Consider the following 26,142-nt stretch of genomic DNA (forward strand, 5'->3'; position numbering starts at 1 on the left):
CGGCGAGCAGCCGCGAGGCGACCAGACCGTGATCAAGCTGATCGGCGATGAGGAGACGGACGATTCGAGGCGTCAACCGCCGGTACAGGGAGGGGAAGTCGGCCCAGTGATCAGGCGTCTTCCACGCGACGGAGAAGACCAGCGATTCCGGTACCAGACGCACGGGGCCGCTCAGGGTGACGAGATCGGATGCGGTGTAGCAGTGGGTACAACCACCCACTGCGAACGGCAGCTCGGCGAGTGGTGCGAAAACCGCGTCCAGGGCGCCGAGTGCGCCCTGGAGGTGCTGCTGGGGGTCGGTCATGGCCCTTCCTTGAAGGGACTCCGTCCGGACTGACCGGAGAAGAGAGCGACCCTACCAGGCCAGATGCTTCGTACCGCTCCACCGGAAGCCAACTCGGCCATCTGACGGTGACGAGCCGTCGGGTACGGCTCCGGCCACGAGGCATCCGCCTCGCCGCGGTCGGCTCGACCGTGCTCTTCGGCCTTTCGGCCGACCCGCCCTTGCACGCCCCGCCCGCTCTCCCTGCATTGACCTCACCCTGCCGTCCGGCGCAAGGGGCACCACCACGGTCTCGTCGACCGCCTGCACATGCGGGAAACGCACCTGGCTCACACTTGCTGGCGGCAGCAGCTCGCGGCCCGTGTCCGGAGCACACTCCGGGCACCCCGATCCCGGGTTCTGACCACCGCACTCGGCCAGGTGCGAGCCGTCAAACCGGCACAGCACCGAGCGGCGAAGCCTGGCAGGCCGGTGGCCAGCGTCGTCCTGAGCAGGTCTCAGCGAGCCGAAATCCGGCCATGCCAAGACCGCTTTTCGGCATCAAGTCCCCCTCAGGCAACAGGCGTTGCCCGTCCGGGAACGGCCTCAGCGACGACCTATGGACACAGACTTGTCATGCCCCCTTAAATCTGAGGCAGCATCAGCACCACGCTAGGGCCGCCCCCTCAGAGGAGTCCGATGAGACCGAACCGGAGAACATCGCGCCTCACCACCGCCGGCGTGGCCGTCACGGCCACCACCCTGCTCGCCGCCGCCTTCTCCACCGGCGCGTCGGCCGCGAGCACCCCCCAGACGCAGACCGAGGCGCGAGCAGCGCACCCGACGCCGGACCGCGCCACCGCCATCCGCAACGCGAACGCCGCGAGCGCCGCGCACGCCGCCCAGCTCGCCCTCACCGCTGCCCAGCAGACCTCCGTACGCGATGTGGTCGTCGATCCCGACGGCAGCCAGCACGTACGGTACGACCGGACCTACCGCAAACTGCCCGTACTCGGCGGCGACTTCGTCGTGCACCTCTCGCCCACCGGCGCCTACCGCGGCGCCGACCGGGCGGTCACGAACGACCTCTCCGTGCCCAGCATCACCCCCGGGATCTCCGCCCCGAAGGCCGCCGATCTCGCCTCCGCCGAGCTGCGCGCGGCCCACCGCGGCACGCTCAAGCAGCTGACGGCCGAGCCTCAGCTCATCGTGGACGCCCTGCACGGCGCACCGAGGCTCGCCTGGCGCACCCAGACCGCGGCCAAGGACTCGCTCGGCAACCCGGTCGCCCGAGTCGTGCTGACCGACGCCCGTACCGGCGCCCGCATCGACGCCTGGGACTCCATCGAAACCGTGACCGGCGACGGACAGTCCCTCTACAGCGGCACGGTCCCGCTGGAGACCACCCAGTCCGGGTCGACGTACCAGCTCAAGGACCCGACGCGCGGGAACACGTACACGGGCGACGCTCAGAACCAGACGGACCTGTGCTTCTTCGGCATCTGCTTCGTCCGGGCACCCGCGGTGCTCTTCACGGACAGCGACAACCACTGGGGCAACGGCACGAACTCCGACCGGGCGACCGCCGCCGTCGACGCCCAGTACGGCACCAACACCACCTGGGACTACTACAAGAACGTCCACGGCCGGACCGGCATCGGCGGCGACGGCAAGGGCTCGTACAACCGCGTCCACTACGGCAGCAACTACAACAACGCGTTCTGGGACGACAGTTGCTTCTGCATGACGTACGGGGACGGCGACGGCACCACCTTCGGGCCGCTGGTCGCCCTCGACGTGGCCGGGCACGAGATGACGCACGGCGTCACCTCGAAGACGGCGGCCCTGACCTACTCCGGTGAGTCCGGTGGGCTCAACGAAGCCACGAGCGACATCATGGGCACCCTCGTCGAGTGGTACGCGAACAACAGCTTCGACCAGGGCGACTACCTCATCGGCGAGAAGATAGTGAAGCCCGGCTTCGGCAAGGCCGCGCTGCGCTTCATGGACAAGCCGTCCACCGACGGCAACTCCGCGGACTGCTGGAGCTCGGGGGTCGGCAACCTCGACGTGCACTACTCCTCGGGCGTCGCCAACCACTTCGCGTATCTCCTGTCCGAGGGCAGCGGCGCGAAGGTCATCAACGGCGTGTCCTACAACAGCCCCACCTGCAACGGGAGTTCGGTCTCCGGCATCGGCCACGACAAGCTCGGACAGATCTGGTACCGGGCGCTGACCGTCTACATGACGTCATCCACCAACTACGCGGCCGCCCGCACGGCGACCCTCAACGCGGCGAAGGACCTGTACGGCGCGGGCAGCACCGAGCAGAACGCGGTCGCCGCCGCATGGTCGGCGGTCGCCGTCAACTAGGTTTCACGAACCCCTCGTTCAGCCCGTCCGTGCGTCGCCGCCCGCTCAGCCGGCGCACGGGCGGGCTCTTTGGCGCACTCCCGCCGCGCTGCCCGCCCGCCGCGAAACAGCCCGACCTGCGCGGGAACGGTGCCGTACGTACGACCCGGTTCGGGGACCGCTCCGACCGCGACTGTCGGGAATCCACAAAAGCAGGGAACGGAAAAGCAGGCGGCCTTCAGCGACGAACGTACCCCGCGTCGGCCTGCGTCCGCCCTTGATCCGGCCCTCCGGGTGGGTGCGACAGGACCACCCACTTCGCCGTGCCGGGCCGTACTTTGGTCGGCATGGACAACAAGCGTCTGAGTGAGTTCCTGCGGGCCCGCCGCGCACTGGTGCGACCCGAGGACCACGCGATGCCCGCGGGTGTGCGCCGTACACCCGGCCTGCGCCGTGAGGAGGTCGCCGTCCTCGCCGGGGTGAGCACCGACTACTACATCCGGCTGGAACAGGGACGCGAACGCAATCCCTCACCGCAGGTCCTGCGGGCTCTGGCGGCCGCGCTCCTGCTGAAGGACGAGGAAGCCGCCTACCTGCGCGCCATGGTCGACCCACCTGAGCGCCCGCAGTCCCGGCCCGCTCGCGAGTACGCGGGCCCGCAGCTGGTGGCCTTGCTTGACGCATGGGCGGACACCCCGGCTCTGGTCTACGGCCGGTACCTGGACCTGCTGGCCGTCAACTCCCTGGGCGAGGCGCTGTTCTCGTGGCTCGGCAACGAGACGAGCCTGATCACCGCCATGTTCCTCAACCCTGCCGCCCCACGCTTCTATCGTGACTGGGATGTGGTGGCGCAGGGGTGTGTGGCCGCGCTGCGGGCGACCAATCCTGACCCGGGCGATCAGCGGCTGCGGGAACTGGTCGGCGAACTGTCGGTGCGCAGCGCTGATTTCGCAAGCATGTGGGCGCGCCACGACGTGCGCGCCAAAACGGCCTCCACGAAGCGTTTTCGGCACGCGCTCGCGGGCGAACTCGCTCTGGACTTCGAGACCTTCTCGGTCAACAGCGCCCCGGGCCAGCACTTGGTCGTCTACAGGGCCGCGCCCGGCAGCGCCGCCGAACAGGCACTGGCCCTGCTGAGCAACCTCTCCCCCACTGACGTGCACGACATTCAAGACGAAGGACACACACTGCATGAGCTCCCCTGACTCCCCCGTATGGTTCATCACCGGCTGCTCCTCCGGCCTGGGCCGGGCTCTCGCCCGCACCGTGCTGGAACGCGGGTGGCGTGCCGTGGTCACCGCCCGGGATGTCGGCAAGGTCGCCGACGTGGTCGCCGGGCACGAGGAACACGCGCTCGCCCTGACGCTGGACGTCACCGACACCGAACAGATCGCGAAAGTGGTCGCGCGGGCGCAGACGGCCTTCGGGCACATCGACGTCCTGGTCAACAACGCCGGCTACGGATACCTAGCCGCCATCGAAGAGGGCCAGGACGACGAGGTTCGGGCCTTGTTCGACACGAACGTCTTCGGGCTGGTCGACACCACCAAGGCCGTCCTTCCCGGCATGCGGGCCCAGCGCCGCGGCCACATCGTGAACATCTCCTCCCTCGGCGGACTCATCGGTTTCGGCGCGACCGGCTACTACCACGCCACCAAGTTCGCCGTGGAGGGCCTCTCCGAGTCCCTCGCCGCCGAGGTCGCTCCCCTCGGCATCGACGTGACGATCGTCGAACCCGCTGCATTCCGTACCAACTGGTCCGGGCCCTCAATGCATCAGTCGGCCCTCACCATCGACGACTACGCCCCCACCGCCGGCACACGACGCACCAGCACCCTCGCCACGTACGGCCACCAGCCCGGGGACCCGAAGCGCGCCGCCCACGCCATCATCGAAGCGGTCACGGCCGAAAAGTCCCCGCAGCGCCTGTTGCTGGGCAAAGTCGCGTATGACCTCGCCATCGGCAAACTCGACTCCCTCAAAACCACCTTCGACGACTGGCGGGAGCTGACTCTCAGCGCCGACTTCCCGCCAGAGCACATGGCAGGCTGATCACTACGACATCGTCTGCTCAGTTCGCACGGTCAGCCCAGGTGCCGCGGAAGCGGCTGCGCCGTGAACCGTCGACTTCCGTGGCTGATGCGGAAGGAGTTGCGGCTACTGCTGGGCGGTGGCGTCAGGGCGTTTCCGTCCTGACGCCACGTTGGAGGCCGAGGTCGGCCCAGGTCACTCCGGGGCGTCCGTGCAGATCCTCACGGTGACTTTCATGTACGACCTCCAGGCCGTGACTGTGGGCAAGGCTGATGGTTTCTTCGGTGGAGACGGCGAACATACGGCGGCCCGCCGGTACTGGTCCATGACGCAGCGAGAGGACCACCCGGCCTCCCCTCTCCAACAGGCCGACCACACGGGCCATGGCCAACGGGCGCTGGTGTTCGTCGAGATGCATCCACACTGCGGTCAGCAGGATCAGATCGAAGCGGCGATCCTGCGCGGTCAGCCCTGGAAGCTCGGGAAGTGCGTCGTCGACCCATTCGATCTCTTGGTCGGCATGGATACGCCGACCCAGCGCGCGCAACTCAGCGGTGGGTTCGGCGGCGACGACCTTGTGCCCCCGGGCGGCCAGCGCCGCCGCATCGCGCCCGCTGCCCGCCCCGATGTCCAGCACCGAGCTCGGCCGGGAGGGGAACAGGTGCAGCATGTCGCGGTGTACCTCGCTGAAGGTCACGCTCTCGTACTGCTCGGCAAGAGCCTTTGCCGCCTCGCCGTATCCGGCAGTGCTGGCCATGCCGTGCAACTGGTGCGTGTCCGTCTCACTGTTCATGACGAGGCACCCTACGTCTGCTCCCCCTCGGACACCACAGCGAAGATCACTGCTCGCGCACAACGGACCACTGAGCCATACCGTGATGGCCCGTGAAAGAGCCAGGAATCCCCGGGCGAGCGGGTAAGTGCGAGGAGCATTTCGGGGTGCCGATACCTTGGTCGCCATGATGCGCGTGTGGATCCTGCCCATGGTGCTCGTGCTCTCCGGGGCGGTCGCCGCGACTGGCCTGGCCTTCAGCGGGAGCCCGGGCGCGGCAGCCGTACTCCTGGTGCTGTTCGTACTGTTCGCCGGTGTGAGCTCGCCCTTGATCTTTCCTAGGTCGATCAGTGCGCTGGAGGCACAACGCCTCAGCGCGGTCGATGGCCGCCCGGTCGTCTTCTGGCGTCCCGGCTGCACGTACTGCATGCGCCTGCGTCTCCGCTTGGGCCGTGATGCTCGCCGGCTCCACTGGGTCAACATCTGGCGCGACCCCGCGGGAGCGGCGGCGGTCAGGGCGGTCAACGACGGCAACGAGACCGTGCCCACCCTCGTCCTGGCGGGCCAGCCCCACACCAATCCCGATCCTGCCTGGGTACGCCGACAGCTCTTCCCCGGCACCTGATCAGAACCCACGCTTTCCCGGAGAGACGGACTTCCCCTTCGAATCTCTTCAACCTGCCTGTTAATCCTGGAGGTTGAATGGCTGACTCTGTCGAGTCCGGCTTCCAGTCCCGTCAGGGGGCGTACTTACACGACACGACCACCACGGCCAAGATGTCGATCGTGAGGAGCTCCCGTGCAGGAGAACACTGGGTGAAGCAGGCGGGTAAGCTCCGAGAGGCGTTGGGTCAGCGGTTGTTGGCCAGGTCTGGCCGTCGGCGGACACCCTTCGCGCTTGCCGGTTCGTTGAGCGTCAGAGGTGGGTCCATGTCCTGGCCGGGTGTCACGGTGGTCGATGCGTGTGTGCGGCGCGACGGTCGGGGCGGTAGCCCCACGGCCGTCACCGACGACGACCCGGCGGCGACGGACGCGGACCGGCGTGCCGTCGCTGCTGCGGCCGGCACCTCGCACGCGGCGTTCCTCGGCCCGGGACGGACGCAGGACGGCGGCTTGCCGGTCCGCTTTTTCACCGCCACCGCCGAGCTGACCGGCTGCGGCCACGGCACCGTGGCCGCGCAGGCCGTGCGGTTGGCCCGCACCGCGCTGAGCGAGCTGAAGGATCGCCAACACAGTGGCGGGCGCGCGTTCGACACCGTCGCGATCCGCCGACCGACCGCGATCGAGGTCTGGTTCGACCAAGGCCTCGTCGCGCTGCGTGACCCGGCACCGGACGAGCGCGCAGCGATCGTCTCCGCGCTCGGGCTCACCGCCGACGATTCGCATCCGACCGACGTCCCCCGGATCGCCGCGCCCGGCGCAACGCGCATGCTGGTACCGGTCCGCGACCGGTCGGCGCTGCTCCGAGTCCGGCCACATCTTGGCAGGCTGACAGCGGCATGCCGACGGTACGGGCTCCTCGGCTGTTTCGTGTACGTACCGCCGATGGGCGAGCGACCGGGTGCGGCGCGGATGTTCGCGCCTGCGATCGGTGTCGACGAGGACGTCGCCAACGCCAACAGCACCGGCTGCCTGGCCGCCCACCTGCTCGACACGACAGGGGCGCAGACGGTCTCGATCGAGGTGGAGCAGGGCGACGCCCTCGGTCGACCGTCCAGCGTGCTCGCGTCGGCCCAACGCGGACCGGCGGGCATCACGACCCGGGTCGGCGGGTTGGCGGTGGTCCGGGGCGGACACTGAGACGACGACCTGGGACGCGCATCGGGCTTGGGCTGTCCGCTGCGGTCAAGCGTTGGCATCCGGTGGCGGCCGTCATGGGGACGCAGTGTCGAGGGGGCGGGTGAGCGTCCATCGGGAGACGCGCAGCTTGGCGGCGACGGCGGTTCGGGATGGTCCGGCGCGCAGCAGGATGCGGGCATCAGTGATCTGGTCAGAGAGCAGGGCTCACTGACGGCTGCCGACGTGGCCTGGGGCGCGCGCAGGGCCGAGGTCAAACCCGCACTCACCCCTGGCGGCCCACCCGCCTCTCGCCGGTTTCCGCCGTACCTTGGCCGCACCCGCACCCGCACCTACAGCCAGCGGCCGAACCAGGCGCGCATGCGCCGAAGGGCGTCGAGTTGGTGGGCGCGCTCCTGCAACCCGTGGCCCTCGCGCGGGTAGACGACGAATTCGTCCTCGACCCCGAAGTGGCGCAGGGCGCGATGGAAGTGGATCGCCTGGCCGAGTGGAACGTTGGTGTCCTCCTCGCCGTGCAGGATCAGCACCGGAGTGCGGATCCTGGAGGCGTAGGAGATCGGACTGTTCCGGTCGTGGACGTGCGGCCCCGGGCCCTCCCATCCGGTGCTGCCCCCGAGCGAGGCGTCGAGGACGCCCCAGTCGCCGGTCCCGGCCTGCATGCCCCAGTCGCTGATCCCCGCACCCATCACGGCGGCCTTGAACCTGTTCGTCTGGCCTATCGCCCAGGCCGCCATGAAGCCGCCGTGGCTCCACCCGGAGATTCCAAGCCGGTCGGGGTCGGCGACTCGCTGTTCCACCAGGAGGTCGATCCCGCTGAGGATGTCGGTCCACTCATCGCCGCCGACCGCGCCCGCGACCACGGCGGCGAACACGTGGCCGTGGCCCGAGCCGCCACGGGGGTTGGGCAGGAAGACCGCGTACCCGGCGGTCGCCAGCCACTGGCCGCAATCGACCGCGTTGAGGGTGAATTCGTCGGTGTGGCGGAAGTAGGGGCCGCCATGGACCAAGGTGACGAGCGGAAACGGGCCGTTGTCCCGCGTCCGGCCGACAGGAAGGATCAGCAGGCCGTCGAGCTGGAGTCCGTCGGACGCCCGGTAGCTGAGACGCTCCTGGGCGCCCCAGCGGATCCTGCGCAGTTCTGACGCGGTGTCGCTGATCCGGGTCAGAGGGCCGCCGGTGGGTCCCGCATGGACGTTCCTGGGTTCGTACGCCCTGCTGGCAAGCAGGGCGACCGTTTCCCCTGAGCGGCTCGCGGTAAGCCCGGCGAGCATGCCGGGGGCAGAGGACAACGGGTGGAACCGCAGGGATTCGGGGTGCAGTTGGTACAGCGCGGTGTCCAGCCCGTCGGCGAACAGCGCGAGCGGAGGCCCGTCCGCCACCTGCACCAGCTCGGTCGGGCATACGGTCATGCCGTCGGTGAGGTTGCGGTGTTCGACGGCCGGGCCGGTCGTCGGCGGGACCACGTCGATCACGGCGAGCCCACCCACCAGATGCCCAGGAGTCACCGCCAAGTGGGCCAGATGCCAGACACCGTTGTGGTTCCACCAGGCCGGGGATTGGGCCTCCATCCCGACCGGACCCAGATTCTGGACGCCTGCCGAGTCCGCGTCGACCACATGCAGTTCGGCCGTCATGACGCCGGGATCCAGCTCAGCGGTGGACCAGCTCAACACCGCCAGCGGGCCGCCGTCCGGACGCTGGACCAGCGCGACCACATGCCGGTCACCGAGGGCGTCCACGGTGCGGAGCACGCCGGTCTCCAGGTCGAGCAGGCGCAATCGGGTGGGCGGGAGGTGCCGGCCCCAGACCCTGGCGTCGTCGCGCTCGATGTCCTGGCTCTCGCCCTGGGCGGCGGGTTCGTCCCCGGCGAGCAGGGCGACCGTACGGCCGTCGAGGAGGGGGCAGTAGTCGGAGATGCCGCCGCGCCACCGGGTCAAGGCCTCGGCCTTGAGCAGGCCCTCGCCGCCTTCCAGATGGATCCGCTGGAGTTGGGCGACGCCTTGTTCCTCGTGGTCGGAGGTGAAGAAGAGCGAGGCCGAGTCCGGCGCCCACTTCGGGGCGAGGTCGCGGACCGTGCCGTCCGTCAGGCGACGTGGGCATGGGCGGCCGTCGGTGGCGGCGACCCAGATGGACCCGCGCGGCCGCCCGTCCCTGCCACCGTGCGCGATCACTCCATAGGCGACCAGGTGGCCGTCCGGCGAGATGGCCGGTGCCACGGCGGCGGCTACGTCCACCACCAGTTCGGCGGTGAGCTGGTCGGCCGGTTCGGACGTCGGCTGCGGTGCGGGGTGCGACATGCGGGCTGCCTCTCGCTCGTCAGGACGGCAACTGGCCATCGTGTCGCGCGATCGGACCGGTGTCAGCCGGAATTCGGGGCACAGGCCACATGCCGACCCGTCGGCCGCCCCCCTGCGGGCGACGGTCGGCCGGAATGTGCGTGGATGACACGACTTCTCCGTCAGGGTGAGACGCCGCCGGCAAAGGAGCTCGCCCAGGGAGAGGACGGGGACCGGTTCTTCGACCGGCATCTGAAGTAGAGCCAAGCCGCCGGGCCATCAGCAACAGCGGAGGCCCGCCGGTTCTCCCTCCAGGAGTGCCGACGCGCCCAGCTGAGCGAGGAGCAAATCGCCCCGCCGCCGGAGGCACAAGAGGGCTCGACATGGCGACACGGTGACCGCGGGCGCGGCGACTCGTTGAACCCCACGGTCAGTGAAGGGCACAGAGCCCCGGGACAAGTACAGTTCCGGGGCTCTGTGTTGGGCATCGGCCTCTCGCGCCGGACGCGACCAGCTCCGTGGTGGCGGGCTCCGCGGAACCAAGCCGCCACATCCAAGGGCGCCTTGGGATGGAGAAGGCTCTGGACGCGTTGAGAGCAGGGGCGTTGACGGTCGCGGCGCGTGTGGCCTCGCCGTGCGACAGGCAGCGCGCATCACCTTGCCACCGGCGCCGTGAGCCTCTCGCCCACTCCCCCGGCTCGCCACCGGAGACATCCCTCCCCCGCGAGCCCCCTACCCGGCCGGTGACCTGTCAGCGACCTGGTTGTTGCGGTCGATCTCCGGCATGTGCGTCTCGGCCCACACCCGCAGCGCGGAAAGCGGCCCTTCGAGCGACAGGCCGAGTTGGGTGAGTTGGTAGTGGACGGCGGGTGGGACGGTGGGTTCCACGCGCCTTGCGACCAACCCGTCGCGGACCAGGCTCTGCAAAGTGACGGACAGCATCTTCTGCGAGATTCCCGGGATGCGGCGCCGCAGTTCCGCGAAGCGGACCTCTCCTGGCGCCTCCTCGGCCAGCACCTTGACCGCCATGGACGTCCACTTCGTGCCGATGCGGTCAAGCAGCTGGCGGGTCGGGCACATCGGATCCAGCAGGTCTCCGCGGTCGTCGGGCCGTTGGCCGCGTCCGCCTCGCTCCGCCGTGGTCACCTCGGGCTCACCACCTGATGCGAAAGTGCCGTCTTGGGCCCACCAGGATAGTTCCCTAGCGTGACCTGGTCACTATTGCGCACCACTTCGGAGGACCCCATGCCCGATCTGCGACGTGTCTCCGTCAACGGCGTCGAACTGAACGTCGCTCTCGCCGGATCCGGTCCGGCCGTCCTCCTGCTGCACGGCTTTCCGCACACCTGGGAGCTGTGGACGGAGGTCATGGCCAATCTTTCCAGCCGCTATCGCGTCATCGCCCCGGACCTGAGAGGGTTCGGCGCGAGCAGCCGGGCCGCCTCCGGGTACGACGCGGGCACCCTGGCCGAGGACGCCGCGGCTCTCCTCGCCGCGCTGGGCGTGACATCGGCCGCCGTGGTGGGCATCGACGCGGGCACCCCGCCCGCCTTCCTTCTGGCTCTGCGCCGCCCCGATCTCGTACGGCGCCTCGTCGTGATGGAGTCCCTGCTGGGCGGGCTGCCCGGCGCGGAGGCCTTCCTCGCCGACGGGCCACCGTGGTGGTTCGGCTTCCATACGGCCGCGCCCGGCCTCGCCGAGACCGTACTGGAAGGCCACGAGGCCGACTACATCGACTGGTTCCTGCGCAGCGGCACGCTCGGTCAGGGGGTACGCCCCGCCCTCCGGGACGCCTTCGTTCGCGCATACACCGGACGCCAGGCATTGAGCTGCGCGTTCTCCTACTACCGGGCGCTGCCCGAAAGCGCGGCCCAGATCGAGCGGGCGGTCGCCCGTGCCCGATTGACGGTGCCGACCATGGCGCTGGGTGCCCGGCCCGTCGGATCCGCACTGGAGCGGCAACTCCGCCCGGTCACCGACGATCTCACCGGCCACGTCATAGAAGACTGCGGCCACATCATCCCGCTGCACCGGCCGCGCGCCCTGCTCGCGCTGCTCCGTCCGTTCCTGGCCGGTGAGGACACCGCAGCAGCCTGACCGGCCGACCTGCGGGCGTGGATCGACCGCAGGATGGGCGATGCGCGGGTTCCGTGTCTCGTGGCGTTCGGCCGGCCGGCCACCGCTCGGCCGAATGCCGGATGCGAAGGTCGAGGAGTGGGTGGGAGGCGGGCACTTCGTCCACCTCGTCGATCCCGGACGGTTCGCCACCAGGCGCGGCGCGATCGTCGAAACGTGCGTCGCGGGATGACCGTGCGGTCACCGGCGGCCCGCGAACGGGGAGCCCCCTTCCCCGGTCGCGGTGGGGCCCTGCATTCGGGGGAAAATTCCGCGAAGCCCTTCACATCGCCGACGCCAAGGGTGACCGGACGGCCCGGGCGCGCTATGCCTGACCGGTGATCAAGATCCGGTCCCGTATCGTCGCCGCGCTCGCGGTGCCCGCCTTGTCCCTGTGCGGCCTGCCCGGCCCCGCCGCCGCAACCCCCCTCCCGAGTCCCGCGCTCGACGCGGTCGTCACCGCCGTTCCGCAGGCCAAACTGGGCCTCAGCTGGCATTCCGGCTGCCCGGTGGCGCCCTCCGAGCTCCGGCTCGTGCAGCTGAACCACTGGGGCTTCGACGGCCAGGTCCACCGGGGCGAACTCGTCGTGCGCGAGCGTGCGGTGGCCCCGCTTCTCCAGGTCTTCGAGCGGGCCCTGCAAGCGCAGTTTCCCATCCGGCAGATGCGCGTGATGGCCGAGTTCGGGGGGAGTGACGAGGCGGCGATGGCCGCCGACAACACCTCCGCCTTCAACTGCCGCGCCGTCACGGGCGATCCGTCCGAGGTCTCCCAGCACTCGTACGGGGACGCGGTGGACATCAACACCCTGGAGAACCCGTACGTCGACGTGAACGACAAGGTGTACCCCCCAGCCGGTGCCGCCTTCCTGGACCGGTCCCAGCAGGCGAAGGGCATGATCCATCCCGGGGACGTGATCACCACGGCGATGCATGCGATCGGCTGGCAGTGGGGTGGCCGCTGGAATCCCCCGGACTATCAGCACTTCTCGGCCAACGGACGCTCAGCGTGACCGACCGCCCGGGAATGCGGGGCCTCCTGGCCTCCACCGATCGGCGCCGACCGGTGGAGGCCAGGCCGCCGGGCTGCAGGGATTGAATCGCCCGGCCCGGAGGGTGCCGGAACCAGGTACCTTCCCGGCCGGTGTGCGATGCGCGATCCAGCGCTACGATTGTGACGTACATCACCTTGGATGAAGGTGCGGCCATGGGCGTATCCGAGGCGACACCCGTCACGCGCGACGGTCGACCGGGCTTGAGGCGAGAGATCGGCTTCGTGGGGCTGATCTGGGCCTCCGAGGGATCGATCATCGGATCCGGCTGGCTGTTCGGCGCGCAGAAGGCGCTGGGAGTCGCCGGTCCCGCCGCCATCATTTCCTGGGGAATCGGCAGCGTCGCGATCCTGATCCTCGCGCTGGTGCACGCCGAGCTCGGCGGAATGTATCCGGTCTCCGGCGGCACGGCCCGCTTCCCGCACTACGCCTTCGGCGGAGCCGCCGGAGCGTCGTTCGGCTGGTTCTCCTGGCTCCAGGCGGCCACGGTCGCGCCCATCGAAGTGCTGGCGATGATCACGTACGGCCAGCACTACTCCTGGGCGAAGGGCTGGCTGAAGATCAAGGGTGGCCAGGACCTTCTGACCGGTTCCGGGATCGCCGTCGCGATCGGGCTGATGGCGGTCATCACCGCCATCAACTTCCTCAGCATCCGACTGCTGGCCCGCACCAACAGCGCGGCGACCTGGTGGAAGGTCGGCATCCCGCTGCTGACGATCTTCGTGCTGGCCATCGTCCAGTTCCACGGGAGCAACTTCACCGCGGCCGACGGATTCAACCCCTACGGCGCGAAGGGCATCCTGGGCGCGGTCTCCACGAGCGGCATCATCTTCGCGCTGCTGGGCTTCGAGCAGGCCGACCAGCTCGCCGGTGAGAGCGCGAACCCGAAGCGCGACATCCCGCGAGCCGTGATCGGCTCCATCGTGATCGGCGCGATCATCTACATCCTGCTGCAGGTCGTCTTCCTCGCCGCACTGCCCGCCTCGCAGACCCACGGCACCTGGGCCACCGCCGCGTTCAACACCCTGACCGGCCCGTTCGCCCAGCTCGCCACACTCGTCAGCCTGGGCTGGCTGGCCGCCATCCTCTATCTCGACGCGGTGGTCTCCCCTGCCGGTACGGGCCTGATCTACATCACAGGGTCCTCGCGGGTCTCCTACGGTCTGAGCCGCAACGGCTACATTCCGCAGGTCTTCGAGAAGACCACGCGGCGCGGCGTTCCCTGGCCCGGCCTCATCGCCGCGTTCGTGACCGGCTGCATCTGCTTCCTGCCGTTCCCGAGCTGGCAGTCGCTGGTGGGACTGATCACCAGCGCCAGTGTGCTGATGTACGCCGGCGCGCCGCTGTCCTTCGGCGTGTTCCGCAACCGCCTGCCGAACGCCGAACGCCCCTACCGCCTGCCGGGCGGAAGCTGGATGTCACCACTGGCCTTCGTGGTCGCCAACCTCTTGATCCTGTGGTCGGGTTGGAGCACCGACTGGAAGCTGGGCGTGGCGATCCTCATCGGCTACGTCATCCTCGTCGCCAACCGGGTGTTCAAGATGAACCCGATCACGCCGCAGCTCGATCTGCGGGCGGCGCAGTGGCTGCCCGTCTACCTGATCGGCATGGGTCTCATCGTCTTCGCCAGCGACTTCGGCCCCCTCAAGCACCCGTGGTTCCCGCTGTGGTGGGACATGGTCGCGGTGGCGGTGTTCAGCCTCGTCATCTACTACTGGGCGCTCGCAGTGGCGCTGCCGAGCGAGAAGATCCAGCAGATGATCGACCAGGTGGTGGTCCCGGAGGAAGCGGACATCAAGTGATCCCCGTCCGCGGATGACCGGAGCGGCTCGGTTTGGTGTGCCACATGCTCGCGTTCAGCCATGCTTCGTGCGGAGCAACTCCGGTGGCGTGAGCGCGAGTTCGGCGACGCGACGGCCGGGCTTCGAGTAGCTCGGCGAAGGTTGTCTAACGCCTGCGGGAGTACACCCACGGCCTTCCCGTGGGACGTCCAGCCGGCGCCCGTCTGTGAGGGCACCGGTGCGGGCCCGGCCATCGCGACGCTGGGTGCGGCGGTCTTCCTGGTCGCCTCGACAGGGCGCGCCGCCCGCGCCCTGCCCGCCTGGATCTCCTGGAGCGGCATGGTGATCGGGATCGCCGGTGTGCTGTCGATGAGTTCCCTCGTCGCCGAGAGCGGGTCGGTGTTCATCCCGATCGGCCGCTTCCTCGGCTTCGTGTGGTTCATCGCCCTCGGCGTGGTGCTGTCGAGGCCACTGCGCGGCAAGGGGCGATCCGAGCCCTTCGGGCAGACCCGCGAAGGCAAGCGCGCCTGAACCACTCGGGGGCCCTTCAGCCGCGCTCCCCCGGCGGCTGAACGACGGTGCCGGTCAGGACGGCGGCCGTGTAGTGCTGGACGTCGACGCGCGAGCGGCTGATCAGGCAGGACTGCAACGCATGTCCCGCGCCGCCGTCCGCGGCACTGCTGTACTCCTGCTGACGGCTCTTGCGGGGCACCGCCCGCAGGAAGACCTCCTCGCCCTTGCCCAGCCGGGCCACCCACGTGAGCGTCGACGGCTTGCAGACGAATCCCCGCCTCGTCAGCTCCGGCCGCAGGGCGAGCGGAGGGTCCGCCATCCGTCGACGGCCACCGGCTGATCCAGGTCTTTCCAGGGCTCCAGGGGCAGTTCGTCCGGCGCGATGAGTGCAACCGGCAGTCCAAAATCGTCAATGACCTCCATACGCCCTTCCCGCTCCGTCCGGGGTGCCCGCGCTTCCCCGGGGCCTCCGGAGTACCAGCCTGATTTCCTTCTGGGCTAGGCGTATACCGGACAGCCCCGGGGTTCCGCCCTCGGTCGGCGGCTCGGGTCCGGGCGATTGGCGGCTGGGTGCGGCGAAGCCGGACTCCCCAGCTGCGGGCTACCTCAGCGACTTCTGACGGGTGCGCCGCCAGATGCAGGCCGGAGGTCTCAGCTCGCTGCCGCCGCGGGGACGTCCTTCATGCGCGCGTCGTAGCCGGTGGCGGGGTTGACCACGCGGCCGGCGGCCCACCAGTTCTCGCTGGCTGTTTCCATGATCGCCATCAGGATGTCCTCTTCGGGGACGTCGGCGAAGAGCCTGAGGCTGTCGACGATCGCCTGGAACAGCTCGGCCTTCTGCTCGGCGGTGCGGTGGTTGAACGTCAGCTGGACGAGCATCGTGCGCTCGCTGCGCCGCAGGCCGAACACGACCGGCTGCATCTGGAGGTTGTCGGGCGAGACCTCGTGGAACACGTGGAACTGGTCGTCCTGAGGGATCTTCAGCACCTCGACCATGGCCTTGTGCAGTCCCAGGGAGACGTTCCGGCGGTACGCGAGGGCGGTTCCCTCACGCAGGTAGATGTTGATCAAGGGCATGACGTCTTGCCTTCCGTGTTCGTCGTTGTTCGTGGCGGTGGTGGCCGCCTCGGGCCCTGCCGGTGCGGGCGCTTCAGACCGTGGGCCCCTCGGTGCGGTCCGAGCGGGGTGCCGGTACCTGGAAACAGGCCAGCAGCGCCGAAGTGCTGAGGTACTGACCGACGAGGGTGACCAGGGCGATGAGGGTGTGCGTACCGAACGCCGCCACCGCCTCGTCGTAGAGGTCGTCCTCCACGCGGTGCTCGCGGACCAGCGCGGTCACCAGACGGTGGGCCACGTCGGCGTCGGGGCGCAGGCCGCGGGGAGTGCCGCCCCGGCGCAGGGCAGCGATGGCCTGCTCGGGCAGGCCGGCCTTCCCGGCGGCCGCGGTGTGGGCGTACAGCGCGTACTCGGCCCGCCAATGAGCGGCCACGGTGAGGACGACCACCTCGCGGACATCTGCGGCGATGCCGGCCCGGGCCAGAGCCTGGGCCCACTCCAGCAGAGGCGCGGCGAGGTGCGGTACGCGCAGCAGGGCGTTGAAAGGGCCGATGAACCGACCGTCGGGCAGCGCGGCCGTGTAGCCCGCCACTTCCGCGTGACGAGCCCGTGTGGCCTTCAGTCGGCGATGCAGTGTGCGCTGTGCTTCGTCGAGGGTGTCGGGAGGAAGGAGGGGCAACCGGCCGCCCAGCCCGGGAGTCTCGTCCGTGGCGTGCTCGTTCATGCCTCCACGCTAGGAACGTCAGGGGCATTCCACCAACGAAGATCCGGCATGATGGACATGCCGATTGCTCATGGAGGGCTCGTGGAGATGACGCTGGTCGGGCTGCGGGTGCTGCGCGAGGTGGCGGAGCGGGGCACGTTCACGGCCGCCGCGGGCGCGCTCGGATACACGCAGTCCGCCGTCTCCCGACAGGTGGCCGCGCTGGAACAGGCCACCGGCGCCCGGCTCTTCGAGCGCCACCCCGGTGGTGTCCGGCTGACCGCGGCGGGACGCGCACTGCTGCGGCACGCCGTCGTCGCCCTGGATGCCCTGGAGGCGGCCGACCGGGAACTCAGCGGCGCGCAGGAGGCCGAGCGGGGCCGCGTCCGCCTCGGCTTCTTCCCCCTCGCGGGGGCGGTGATCGTGCCCCGGGCCCTGGCGCTGCTGCGCGCGGAGCACCCGCACATCCAGGTGACGACACGCGAGGGGACCACTCCCTCGCTCACGCGCGCGCTGCGCGCCGGAACCCTGGATCTCGCCCTGCTGACGTCGCGGCCCCCGCACCGGTCGCCCGACACGGACGATCCGCCCCTGCGCGTCGAGCCGCTGCTGGAAGTGCAGTTGGCCGTGGTGGTTCCGGCCGACGGGCCGTTCGCCGACCGGGGCAGCGTCGGCGTCGAGGAGCTCGCGGCAGCGCCGTGGATCGCCAGTACCGGCACCGCGGACGAGCCGCTGCTCGGCGTCTGGCCCGGTCTGCCCGGGCGGCCCCGGGTCCACCACACCGCCCGCGACTGGCTGACCAAGCTCCACCTGGTCGCTGCGGGCGCCGGCCTCACCACAGCCACTCCGGCGCTGCTCCCCGCCGCCCCGCCCGGCGTGCGCTTCGTGTCCGTCGACGGCGTCGCGGACGAGGTGCGTCGCGTCAGCCTGGTGCGCATGCCAGGTCCCCCAACGGCATCGATGCAGGCGCTGGCACGCGCCCTGCGCGGCCGAGCCGCCGATCTCGACGGCTGACCGGCTCGCCCGGAACCCGCAGAGCACCAGGGCTTCAGGTGGGCACCCGCTCGTCCCGCACAAGCCCGAGTGCCTCACCTGGCCGCCCGTAACACCCCACGCCCGTCAGCGTCCCCGCACCTCGCGAAACCGTCCGCGGGGACATCGCGGACGGAGCTCAGCGGAACAGCCGGTCCAGGTGGTGATCGATGGCCGCGAGCGCCTCCTGGGGCTCGACCACGCCCAGTTCGAGCAGTGTGGTGAAGCCCGTGAGGGCGAGCAAGAGGTGTGCTTCGGCCACCGGATCGCGGTCCGAGGCGATGTGCCCATCCTTGATCGCCTGCCGGATCAACTGCTCGACGAGAAGCCTCCCTTGGGCCATTCCGTCGCGCGCCCGGGCATGGAAGTTCTCGTTGTGCAGTGCCTCCAGCACGAAGAGCGCGCTCATCCGGCTCGTCGCGCGGGCATCGGCCCGCAGCGGAAGCATCTCCGTGAGCATGACGCGGAGCACGTCGCGGGGGTGCGGCTCGTCACCCAGCTCATGGAGCCCGCGGCCGACACGCAGCGAGGTCTGTTCCGACGCGAAGTCCATGGCGAAGGAGAGCATCGCCTCCCGCGAAGCGAAGTAGTGCTGCAACTGGCCGTGGGACATGCCCGCTTCGCGCGCGACCTCGCGTACGGAGAGGTGCGTGACCCCCCGCTGCTCCACCACCCGCCACAGCGCTCGGGCGATCGCTTCGCGGCGTTCACGGTGGTCCACCTGTTTCGGCATCGTCGTTCTCCGTGGCTCACGTTTCCTTACAGTTGACATAATACATGTGACCGATAACGCTGGAGGCTCCTGCGGAGGAAGGAAGGCACCATGCCCGAACAGCCGAGAGTGCGCACCACCGAGGGGCGGGTCGAGGGGTTCTGGAGGCAGGGGTCCGCGCAGTTCCGCGGCATCGCCTATGCCCAACCTCCGGTGGAGGCGCTCCGGTTCCTCGCTCCCGCTCCCCCGCCGCGCTGGGAAGGAACGCGGAAGGCGGTGAAGTTCGGGCCCACGGTTCCGCAGTCCGTACCGCACCCCGGCCAGGCTCCCGCCGCGTCGACCAGCAGCACGGACTGGCTGACCCTCAACGTCTGCACCCCCGATCCGGGAGCTGCGGGGCTGCCGGTGCTGGTGTGGATCCACGGCGGCGCGTACGTCGCGGGAGGCTCCGACGAGCCGATGTACGATCCGGCGGTGCTCGCCGGGGCGGGAATCGTCGTGGTGAGCCTCAACTACCGTGTGGGAGTGGAGGGTTTTGCCCTCATCGAGGGGGCTCCGGCCAACCGGGGGTTCCTCGACCAGATCGCCGCGCTGCGGTGGGTGCAGCGGAACATAGCGGCCTTCGGAGGAGACCCCGGCCAGGTCACCGTGGCCGGGCAGTCCGCGGGAGCGGGCTCGATCGCCGCCCTGCTGACGATGAAGGAATCGCGTGGGCTGTTCCGCCGGGCCATCACCCACTCCGTACCGGGATGGCACTGTTCGCGCGCCCTGGCCGAAGACGTCTCCGCCGCGCTCGCGGACCGGCTCGCCACCCTGCCCACCACCGCTGGGCTCGCCGACGTCGACCCCTGGCACCTGGCCGCCGCACTCACCTCCCTCAGCAACGAGCTATCCGAACACCGCGAGCGCTGGGGCCGGTTCTCCCACGCAGGTGTCGCCGTGTACCCGGTCATCGACGGCGACGTGCTGAGCGAGACACCCTGGTCCGCGCTCCACTCCGGCCGGGCGAGCGGCACCGAACTCCTCGTCGGTCACACCCGCGACGAATTCCGGCTGTTCACCGTCATGACAGGACGGCTGGGCAAGGTCACCGACGAGGAGGCCCGTACCGCCCTTGAGTTCTTCGCCCCGACGCCGGGCGGCGCGGACGCCTATCGCGCCGCCCGTCCGCAGGCCGGACCGGAAGAGTTGTACGAGTCGGTGTGCGGCGACGCCTTCTTCCGCATGCCGTCCCTGCTGCTGGCCGAGGCGAACGCCGCGGCAGGCGGGGCCTCCTACCTGTTCGAGTTGCAGTGGGGCTCACCGGCCCTGGGCGGCGCCATGGGTTCCTGTCACAGCCTGGACGTTCCTCTGGCGTTCGGCACCCTGGACAGCCCCATCGGGAGACACGTGTGCGGTGACCCGGCCACCCCCGAGGCGGTCGCGCTGTCGCGGCAGTTCCGGCAGGCCTGGACGGGTTTCGTCACCACCGGCGACCCCGGCTGGCCCGCCTACGAGCCCGGCCTGCGGCTCACGCGCGTGCTGGACACCGAGCCGCAAACCGTGCCCTACCCCGAGGAGGCCTCGCGCCGGATCTGGGAGGGGCACACGCCGCTGCCCTTCGATCTTCCCTGAGCGCACCCCGGGGCTGCGTGCACTGCCTCAACTGCGTGCCCAGCACTGGTGGTTGAGTCATGTGACAGAGCCGCTGGGCCACCGCGGGGCGCATCGTGCACCGGACTTCGCCGAGCGCGCTCAGCAGGACCGAGGTAGGCGGACGGCGGGGGCCGCGCCCTGGACCCCGGCGATCCGCAGGGACGCGGCCCGGTGCGGCGACCAGCCGCAGCTGACATGATCTTCAACCATGGATGACTGGTGTACGCAGGCAGGCTTCGGGGTGCGTTTCGAGTGGGGCCCGGTCGGCGCTGAACGACTTGCGGCGGACGTCGCCTGTCTGGTGATCGTCGACGTGCTCTCCTTCACCACGTCCGTGACGATCGCGGTGGAGGGGGGAACACGGGTCTACCCCTACCGGTGGCGGGACGAGAGCGCCTCGGCGTTCGCCGACCAGGTGGACGCGGAGTTGGCTGTTGGACGCCGAGCGGCTACGAGTACGTCTCCGTGGTCGCTCTCCCCGGCCGCCCTGCGCCGCGCTCCCTTCGCCCCTCGACTGGTGCTTCCCTCACCCAACGGGTCAGCGATCGCCTCCGCGGCAGGCGGCGCCACGGTCGTCGCGGCCTCGCTCCGCAACGCCGCCGCCGTGAGCGGCTGGCTCGCATCCCGTGGCTACGGTTGCGCCGAGCGCCCGGTCGGAGTGATCGCCTCCGGTGAACGCTGGCCCGACGGCAGCCTCCGGCCCGCGCTCGAAGACCTGCTGGGCGCGGGAGCAGTAATCGCCGGGCTGAGGAAGCGTGGCCGCGGGTCGCTCTCCCCGGAGGCCGAGGCAGCGGCGGGAGTCTTCACATCGACTCCCGACCCGGGCGCCGCCGTCACCGCCTGTGCTTCCGGACGGGAACTCGCCACCGCGGGCTTCGCCCAGGACGTCGCCATCGCGACGGAACTCGACGGATCCGTCGTCGTTCCCGTCCTCTCCGACGGGGCCTTCGTACGCGACGAATGATCGGGCGCGCTCACCACAGCCACTTCCTCGCCGTCGGCGCCACCGGTGCCGGTCGCTTCGTCCTTTCTCGCTTTCACCTCCTGCCTGTTCGGTGCGTGGTGCCCCGTCGTCAGCGGGATTCGCCGCGGTCGGAAACGCCGCTGACGCCTGCGTCACGACCGGAGCGGACGCGGGCGGCCGGGGTGCGCGCTGGTTCCGTTTCCGTCGTCGGGGGCGAGGAGGCGGCACGGTCCCGCTTCACCACCCCGCTGCGCAACAGCAGTTGGAGGGCGCCGAGCAGCACGGCGGTCGCGAGCGCGCTGTGCAGCAGGAGGGTGTCCAGGTGACCGGCGGAGACGTAGGCGCCCACCGCGATCGCGGCCAGGGCACACACCGCGCGGTCCACGATGCTCTCGATCGACAGCAGTGTGGCCCGCGGGGCGTTCGCGGGCACCGCGTCGTTCACGAGTTTGCGCTGGACCGGGTACACAAAGCCGGTGGCGGCCGCGAAGAGGCAGAGCAGCACGACCACGGCCCAGGGGCCCCCGAACGCCATGGCCGCCAGCGTGCCCGCCAGCACCAGGCTGAGGACCGACACCCAGGCCACCGGTGTCAAGCGGCGGCTCAGCCACTGGGGGCGGGCCGAGGCCACCGCCTCGGCCACCGTCATCGCGGCCAGGACTCCGCCGCTGGAGGCCTCCCCGATCCCGTGGTCCAGCAGGATCGGCTGGAAGAGGTTGACCTGGCAGATCCGGGACAGCGTGAAGACGGCCACACCCTGCACCATCACCAGACCGAGCCAGGGCGACGACGCCACGCAGCGCAGAGCGTCCCCCGCGTCCCGCAGAAACGCCCCGCCTCCGCGCGCTCCGCCGGCGCGGGCGGGGACCGCTTTCCGGGCACGGCCTCCCGACCCGGTGAGCCGGGGCAGCGCGACGGCGCAGGCGAGCGAGCCCGCGGCGCTGGCGGCGCTCAGCACGTAGGGAGCCGTGTGAGCCAGCGCCATCAGGGGGCCGACGAGCGGCCAGCACACGACCTTCGCCGCCAGCCCCAGGGCCCGTGCGGTGCCCTCGGCGTTCAGATAGTGCTGGTCGCACTTCTCCGCACGCAGCCCGTCGTACAGGTAGGCGCTGGCCGCCCCCGAGGTGAGCGAGCGGCCCAGGGCGATGGCCAGGAAGTGGAGCAGGAACCCGGTGTACGAGGCGCTGACCACCGGTGCGAGGTTCGCCGCCGTCATCACCACCGCGCCGGCCCGCAGGCAGTTGCGGGTGCCGATGCGGTCGGCGATCAGCCCGGTCGGGATCTCGAACAGACAGAAGGCCACGTAGTAGATGCTCTGGATGCCGAAGATCTGCCCGTCGGAGAGTCCGGCCTCCCGCTGGTACGCGTAGAACACCGGCATCCACCACAGCAGGTTGAACAGCAGCTGGAAGCCGTAGTTGAGGCGGATGAGCCGGCGGGCGGTGTGGGTGAGCGCGCCCTTGTTGGGGCGGGCCGCCTCGGTGCGCGGGCTCACAGCGCGTACGGGCGGATCTGGACCAGCCGGAAGTCGCCCCGCTCGGTCATCAGCCACTCGATGTCCAGCGGCTTGTCCACGTCCGGCCCCGGTGAGGGGCCGTCGGCCCGGGACCGGCCGCGTGTCCCGTCGAGGTCCGCCCCGCTGAAGTGGGACTGCAGGAGCCGCCCGGTCAGGGACAGGTCGGCGAGCCGGGCGCGGGTGGCGGCGGGCAAGGCGTCGCCCCAGGAGCCCAGCGCGACGGTGCGGCCGCCGCCCTCCACCACGTTGTACAGGTACTGCTGGGGCAGGACCGAGCCGTCGACGACCTGTTCCGGGGAGCCGGGCGAGCAGTTGAGGTAGACGTTGCGGAAGTCCGCCCGGCGGGTCGGGTCGCAGGTCACCAGGACGCCGCCGAGGGAGGCGGGCACGTACTCCTGGATGATCACGCCCATGTACGTGTCGTCGAGGGAGATGCCGACCTGATGGCGCAGCCGCACGCTGCGGGGCGAGACCAGGGAGGCCCACACCTGGCGTACCGCGTCCAGGAGTTCAGCGGTGCCGTGGACGGTGGTGACGGAGTCGTAGACACCGGCCGCGGAGAAGCCGGGGAGGTCCTCGGCGTTGGACGAGGAACGCACCACCAGGCGCCGGGGTGCGGCCGGCGGGGCCGGGAAGGCCTGGCTGATCTGCCGGGTGACGGCCTCGGGAACCGGCGTGTGCCGGATCAGTTGCTGGAGTTGCAGGCACAGCGAGTCCAGGACGTCGGTCGCGTCGAGTTCGAGTGCCATCTTGAGTTTGCCGATGCCCTGCTGGAGGGCGGGCGACGAGGCGAGGAAGCGCTGCTGGAGGGCGAAGGGGAGCGCGACGCCGTCCGGGGCGCCGACCGTCGAGGCCACGAAGTCCGCGGCCTTGGTGCGGAGTTCGGCCGCGGAGGGCGCATTGAGACCGAGCCGGGCCGCGAGGTGCCCCAGGAGGTCCTCGCGCGGCGGGCGGGGCCGCGCGTAGAAGGCGGTCAGGTCGGCCGTACGGCTGTCCAGTACGTGGTGCAGCTCGCCGAGGTTGGCGGCCTTGGTGCCATAACGGTCGCGGTCGGTGCTGCGCAGCCGGTGCAGCGCCAGGACCGGGGTGTCATCGAGCAGGGGCGGTTCGAGACGGATGCGCTGCTGGTGCCAGGCCGGCGCCCGCAGGACCGGTTCGTGGTCAAGACGCTCCAGAACGATCTCGTCCTCGCACACCCGGTAGCGCACCCATGCGCCGTCCAGGCCGTCCTGCTCGACGAGTTGCTCCAGATCGCGCACGATCGCGTTGGGTATCCCCCAGCCGGAGGCCAGGACGTTGGTGTGCGAGAGCGGGGTGATCGGGGCGGTGTTCAGGAATCCGGCCACCCGGGGGACGTCGTCGGGCAGGCACGGCATGGCGACGATGTCCGCCCAGCCGAGCCCGGCCTCGGCGGCCGCGTACGCCTCGTGCGTCGGGAAGTACCGAAGCCGCCCGGTGGCCTCGCCGGGGTTCAGCGGCGTCCGGACGCGGTTGCCGAAGAGTTCATGACTCAGGATGCGCGGCACCCGCAGTTCACTGATCGCCGCCAGTTCCTCCTCCTGCCCGTGGTTGGCGGGCTTGAGCAGCAACGGGAGCCTGCCGTCGACGCGTTCCCTGACGAACTCGTAGAAGCATTGCAGGAGTTGGCCGTTCATGGTGTCGGCCTCGGTGGTCTCCAGGACGAGGAAGGTACGCTCGCGGCCCTCGGTGTCCTCGTCGGTGTGCAGGGACAGCACACCGAGCAGGAACCGACGCTCGGGGTCCATGTAGACGGAGGCGTTGAAGGCGTCCAGCTCCGCGTCGAGCGCGGCGAGGTCCATGCCGAGGACGCGGGTGGCGATGTAGTTGACGTGGAAGGGGTGCGCCGCCGTGTCGAGCAGGTGCCAGGTGTTCTCCGCGCGGTCGACGACGACCTTGAGGTAGGGGTGCCCGGCCAGGACTCCGGAGAGGGTGCGGAAGAGCGGCAGGGAGAGGTTCTCGCCGACGACCGTACGATCGGTGGCCGGCTCGGGGGCGTGGGCGAGCAGCTGGGAGGTCACGCGGGGACCTCCTCATGCCGTGCGGCGGGCAGAACGCGCGGCAGGGCGTCCACCAGCGTTTCGAAGTCGCGCAGCACCGTTCGCGCGTCGGGGGCGGAGAGCAGGCACAGGGCCGCCATGGTGTTGGCGCCCGCTGCCGGGTCGTAGACCGGAACGACCCGGCCGTCGGCGAGAGAGCTCTCCGCGACCACCGACAGCTCACTGCCCCGGCTGAGGCGCACCTTCTGGGCGACGGCCGGGAAGTCCCAGACCTTGCGGTCCCGCCACGCCTCTCCCCCGCTGCCGACGGCGAGGACGACGAGGGAACCCGCCGCGCCTCGCGCCTGCGCCGGGGTGCGGGCCTGCTCGGGCCACCGGACCGGGCGGCCGACGAGGTGGTCGACGAGCATGCCGACGAGGTCGAGGCCGAAGACGTCCTCGATCTGCGGCACCGTCATCGCGCCACCGAACCGGGCGGCCGTCTCGATCAGCCACATGGCGCCGTTCTCGCCGAGCTTGATCTCGGTGTGGGTCCCGCAGTTGCGCAGGCCGAGCGCGTCGACGGCCTCGCGCGCGAGGGTCACCACCCGGTCCTGGGCGTCCTTGGACAACAGGGCCGGGGTGATGCCCGCTCGCTCGGTGAACGGTTCGACCGTGGGCATCCGGCCGCTGACGCAGACCGGGTGGAAGACTCTGTCCGCCACGACCCCCTCGACGCTGACATAGTCGCCCCAGCCGGGCTCGTCGAACCACTCCGATGCGGTGCCGGTGACGATCTGCTCGACGACGTAGTGCCCTTGCGCCTCGGCCACGTGCAGTTCCGCGTATCCCAACTGTGCCGATTCGGCCATCACTTCACGGGAGCGGTTCCAGGCGGCCGTCACCTCGTGCGGGGAGCGGATGATCTGGTGGGCGGTGGACCCCGCGCTCCAAGCCGCTTTCAGGAGCAGCGGGAAGGGCAGGGTGTCGGCCGCCTCGTGCAGGTCGGCCTCGGTGGCGACCGCCCGGAACTCGGGTTGCGGCAGCCCGCACTCCTTCCAGGTGCGGCGCATCAGCCGCTTGTCGCGGGCGAGCGCGGCGGCGGGTCCGGCCCCCGCCAGACCAAGAACCTCGCACGCCTCGGCGACCGCCACCACCGCGTACTCGGAGAAGGTGAGCACCGCGTCCGCGCCCACGGCCTTCGCCCGCGAAACGATGAGATCCACCAGGTCGGATCGCTGCGCGTCGGCAGGCTTCACGACCGAGGCGCACAGTCTCCGGGCGGAACCTGCCACGGCGGGAGGAAGAGCGCTGAGCGCCAGCAGGTGCACTTCCGCCCTCGCGGCCGTCCGGGACAGGACGTGACCGAGCGGCGGACCACCCTTGGCATGCACTAACAGCACCTTGCTCACTGAAGTTCGTCTCCATTCGTCCGTGTCGCTGTGTGGCGACGTGTGTCGATGTCGGCCCTGTGCGCCGTACGCGCGGCGTGGCGGTCGCACGCGCGGTACGCGTCACATGGCTCGTCGTGCTGATCGGTGATGCGCGTGGAGTGCGGGGGATCTCCGGGCGCATGTGT

General features: G+C 70.3%; 22 protein-coding genes. 12 read left to right on the forward strand and 10 right to left on the reverse strand.

The annotated features are described in order from the left end of the window. The first annotated feature begins 961 nt into the window (after positions 1–961). The 3 genes from AC07F3_RS09145 to AC07F3_RS09155 all read left to right on the forward strand — a co-directional run bounded on the left by AC07F3_RS09145 (position 962) and on the right by AC07F3_RS09155 (position 4,666). Positions 962–2,635 (forward strand): M4 family metallopeptidase, encoded by a 1,674-nt coding sequence (locus AC07F3_RS09145; RefSeq protein ID WP_479112006.1) that lies wholly within the window; start codon positions 962–964, stop codon positions 2,633–2,635. A 326-nt stretch (positions 2,636–2,961) separates the two neighbouring features. Further along, the gene (locus AC07F3_RS09150; RefSeq protein ID WP_479112008.1) at positions 2,962–3,819 is read left to right on the forward strand and encodes a helix-turn-helix domain-containing protein; all 858 of its coding nucleotides are present in this window, start codon (positions 2,962–2,964) and stop codon (positions 3,817–3,819) included. Next, entirely contained in the window at positions 3,806–4,666 is an 861-nt protein-coding gene (locus AC07F3_RS09155; RefSeq protein WP_479112010.1) for an oxidoreductase, read from the forward strand. Before AC07F3_RS09150 ends, AC07F3_RS09155 begins: the two co-directional genes overlap by 14 nt. A gap of 124 nt (positions 4,667–4,790) precedes the next feature. On the opposite strand, the gene AC07F3_RS09160 is transcribed toward AC07F3_RS09155, so the two are convergent. After that, the gene (locus AC07F3_RS09160; RefSeq protein ID WP_479112012.1) at positions 4,791–5,438 is read right to left on the reverse strand and encodes a class I SAM-dependent methyltransferase; all 648 of its coding nucleotides are present in this window, start codon (positions 5,436–5,438) and stop codon (positions 4,791–4,793) included. A gap of 166 nt (positions 5,439–5,604) precedes the next feature. On the opposite strand from AC07F3_RS09160, the gene AC07F3_RS09165 reads away from it, so the two are divergent. Both AC07F3_RS09165 and AC07F3_RS09170 read left to right on the forward strand, forming a co-directional pair. Further along, positions 5,605–6,042 (forward strand): glutaredoxin domain-containing protein, encoded by a 438-nt coding sequence (locus tag AC07F3_RS09165; protein ID WP_479112013.1) that lies wholly within the window; start codon positions 5,605–5,607, stop codon positions 6,040–6,042. 305 nt (positions 6,043–6,347) lie between these two features. After that, a complete protein-coding gene (locus AC07F3_RS09170) occupies positions 6,348–7,217 on the forward strand; it encodes a PhzF family phenazine biosynthesis protein (RefSeq protein ID WP_479112015.1) in 870 nt (289 codons plus the stop codon). Between the two features lie 329 nt (positions 7,218–7,546). Here AC07F3_RS09170 and AC07F3_RS09175 read toward each other — a convergent pair whose 3' ends face one another. Further along, positions 7,547–9,511, reverse strand: a complete 1,965-nt coding sequence (locus AC07F3_RS09175; RefSeq protein WP_479112017.1) for a S9 family peptidase — start codon at positions 9,509–9,511, stop codon at positions 7,547–7,549. Between the two features lie 711 nt (positions 9,512–10,222). After that, positions 10,223–10,570 (reverse strand): winged helix-turn-helix transcriptional regulator, encoded by a 348-nt coding sequence (locus AC07F3_RS09180; RefSeq protein ID WP_479113047.1) that lies wholly within the window; start codon positions 10,568–10,570, stop codon positions 10,223–10,225. Between the two features lie 165 nt (positions 10,571–10,735). Between AC07F3_RS09180 and AC07F3_RS09185 the strand changes: the two genes are divergently transcribed. From AC07F3_RS09185 to AC07F3_RS09200, 4 genes are all read left to right on the forward strand, one after another. Beyond that, positions 10,736–11,587, forward strand: coding sequence for an alpha/beta fold hydrolase (locus AC07F3_RS09185; RefSeq protein ID WP_479112019.1), 852 nt, complete (start codon positions 10,736–10,738; stop codon positions 11,585–11,587). Between the two features lie 356 nt (positions 11,588–11,943). Then, positions 11,944–12,615, forward strand: coding sequence for a M15 family metallopeptidase (locus tag AC07F3_RS09190; RefSeq protein ID WP_479112021.1), 672 nt, complete (start codon positions 11,944–11,946; stop codon positions 12,613–12,615). Between the two features lie 194 nt (positions 12,616–12,809). Then, positions 12,810–14,456, forward strand: a complete 1,647-nt coding sequence (locus tag AC07F3_RS09195) for an APC family permease (RefSeq protein WP_479112023.1) — start codon at positions 12,810–12,812, stop codon at positions 14,454–14,456. A 141-nt stretch (positions 14,457–14,597) separates the two neighbouring features. Next, positions 14,598–14,966, forward strand: coding sequence for a hypothetical protein (locus tag AC07F3_RS09200; RefSeq protein WP_479112025.1), 369 nt, complete (start codon positions 14,598–14,600; stop codon positions 14,964–14,966). A 16-nt stretch (positions 14,967–14,982) separates the two neighbouring features. Here the strand turns inward: AC07F3_RS09200 and AC07F3_RS09205 are convergent, their stop codons facing one another. The 3 genes from AC07F3_RS09205 to AC07F3_RS09215 form a co-directional block, all read right to left on the reverse strand. Beyond that, complete coding sequence (locus AC07F3_RS09205; protein WP_479112027.1) at positions 14,983–15,267, reverse strand: hypothetical protein; 285 nt, start codon at positions 15,265–15,267, stop codon at positions 14,983–14,985. A 332-nt stretch (positions 15,268–15,599) separates the two neighbouring features. Continuing rightward, positions 15,600–16,025, reverse strand: a complete 426-nt coding sequence (locus AC07F3_RS09210; protein ID WP_479112029.1) for a tautomerase family protein — start codon at positions 16,023–16,025, stop codon at positions 15,600–15,602. 73 nt (positions 16,026–16,098) lie between these two features. Next, positions 16,099–16,728, reverse strand: coding sequence for a carboxymuconolactone decarboxylase family protein (locus AC07F3_RS09215; RefSeq protein ID WP_479112030.1), 630 nt, complete (start codon positions 16,726–16,728; stop codon positions 16,099–16,101). A gap of 87 nt (positions 16,729–16,815) precedes the next feature. On the opposite strand from AC07F3_RS09215, the gene AC07F3_RS09220 reads away from it, so the two are divergent. Then, positions 16,816–17,721, forward strand: a complete 906-nt coding sequence (locus AC07F3_RS09220; protein WP_479113049.1) for a LysR family transcriptional regulator — start codon at positions 16,816–16,818, stop codon at positions 17,719–17,721. A 157-nt stretch (positions 17,722–17,878) separates the two neighbouring features. Here AC07F3_RS09220 and AC07F3_RS09225 read toward each other — a convergent pair whose 3' ends face one another. Then, positions 17,879–18,472, reverse strand: a complete 594-nt coding sequence (locus tag AC07F3_RS09225) for a TetR/AcrR family transcriptional regulator (protein ID WP_479112032.1) — start codon at positions 18,470–18,472, stop codon at positions 17,879–17,881. Between the two features lie 90 nt (positions 18,473–18,562). On the opposite strand from AC07F3_RS09225, the gene AC07F3_RS09230 reads away from it, so the two are divergent. Together AC07F3_RS09230 and AC07F3_RS09235 are read left to right on the forward strand one after the other, a co-directional pair. Continuing rightward, positions 18,563–20,065 (forward strand): carboxylesterase/lipase family protein, encoded by a 1,503-nt coding sequence (locus AC07F3_RS09230; protein WP_479112034.1) that lies wholly within the window; start codon positions 18,563–18,565, stop codon positions 20,063–20,065. A 229-nt stretch (positions 20,066–20,294) separates the two neighbouring features. Continuing rightward, entirely contained in the window at positions 20,295–21,050 is a 756-nt protein-coding gene (locus tag AC07F3_RS09235; protein ID WP_479112036.1) for a 2-phosphosulfolactate phosphatase, read from the forward strand. Positions 21,051–21,159: 109 nt separating this feature from the next. Here the strand turns inward: AC07F3_RS09235 and AC07F3_RS09240 are convergent, their stop codons facing one another. From AC07F3_RS09240 to AC07F3_RS09250, 3 genes are read right to left on the reverse strand one after another with little or no spacing between them, the layout of a single operon-like run. Then, positions 21,160–22,545: an MFS transporter gene (locus tag AC07F3_RS09240; protein WP_479112038.1), complete on the reverse strand. Its 1,386-nt coding sequence runs from the start codon at positions 22,543–22,545 to the stop codon at positions 21,160–21,162. Continuing rightward, positions 22,542–24,605, reverse strand: coding sequence for a PEP/pyruvate-binding domain-containing protein (locus AC07F3_RS09245; RefSeq protein WP_479112040.1), 2,064 nt, complete (start codon positions 24,603–24,605; stop codon positions 22,542–22,544). Before AC07F3_RS09245 ends, AC07F3_RS09240 begins: the two co-directional genes overlap by 4 nt. Next, positions 24,602–25,822 carry an ATP-grasp domain-containing protein gene (locus AC07F3_RS09250; protein ID WP_479112042.1) on the reverse strand — a complete coding sequence of 407 codons (1,221 nt, stop codon included), beginning with the start codon at positions 25,820–25,822 and terminating at the stop codon, positions 24,602–24,604. The genes AC07F3_RS09245 and AC07F3_RS09250 overlap by 4 nt, the downstream gene beginning before the upstream one ends. Between the last annotated feature and the right edge of the window lie 320 nt (positions 25,823–26,142).

This window comes from Streptomyces sp. NPDC045846 (assembly GCF_056431605.1).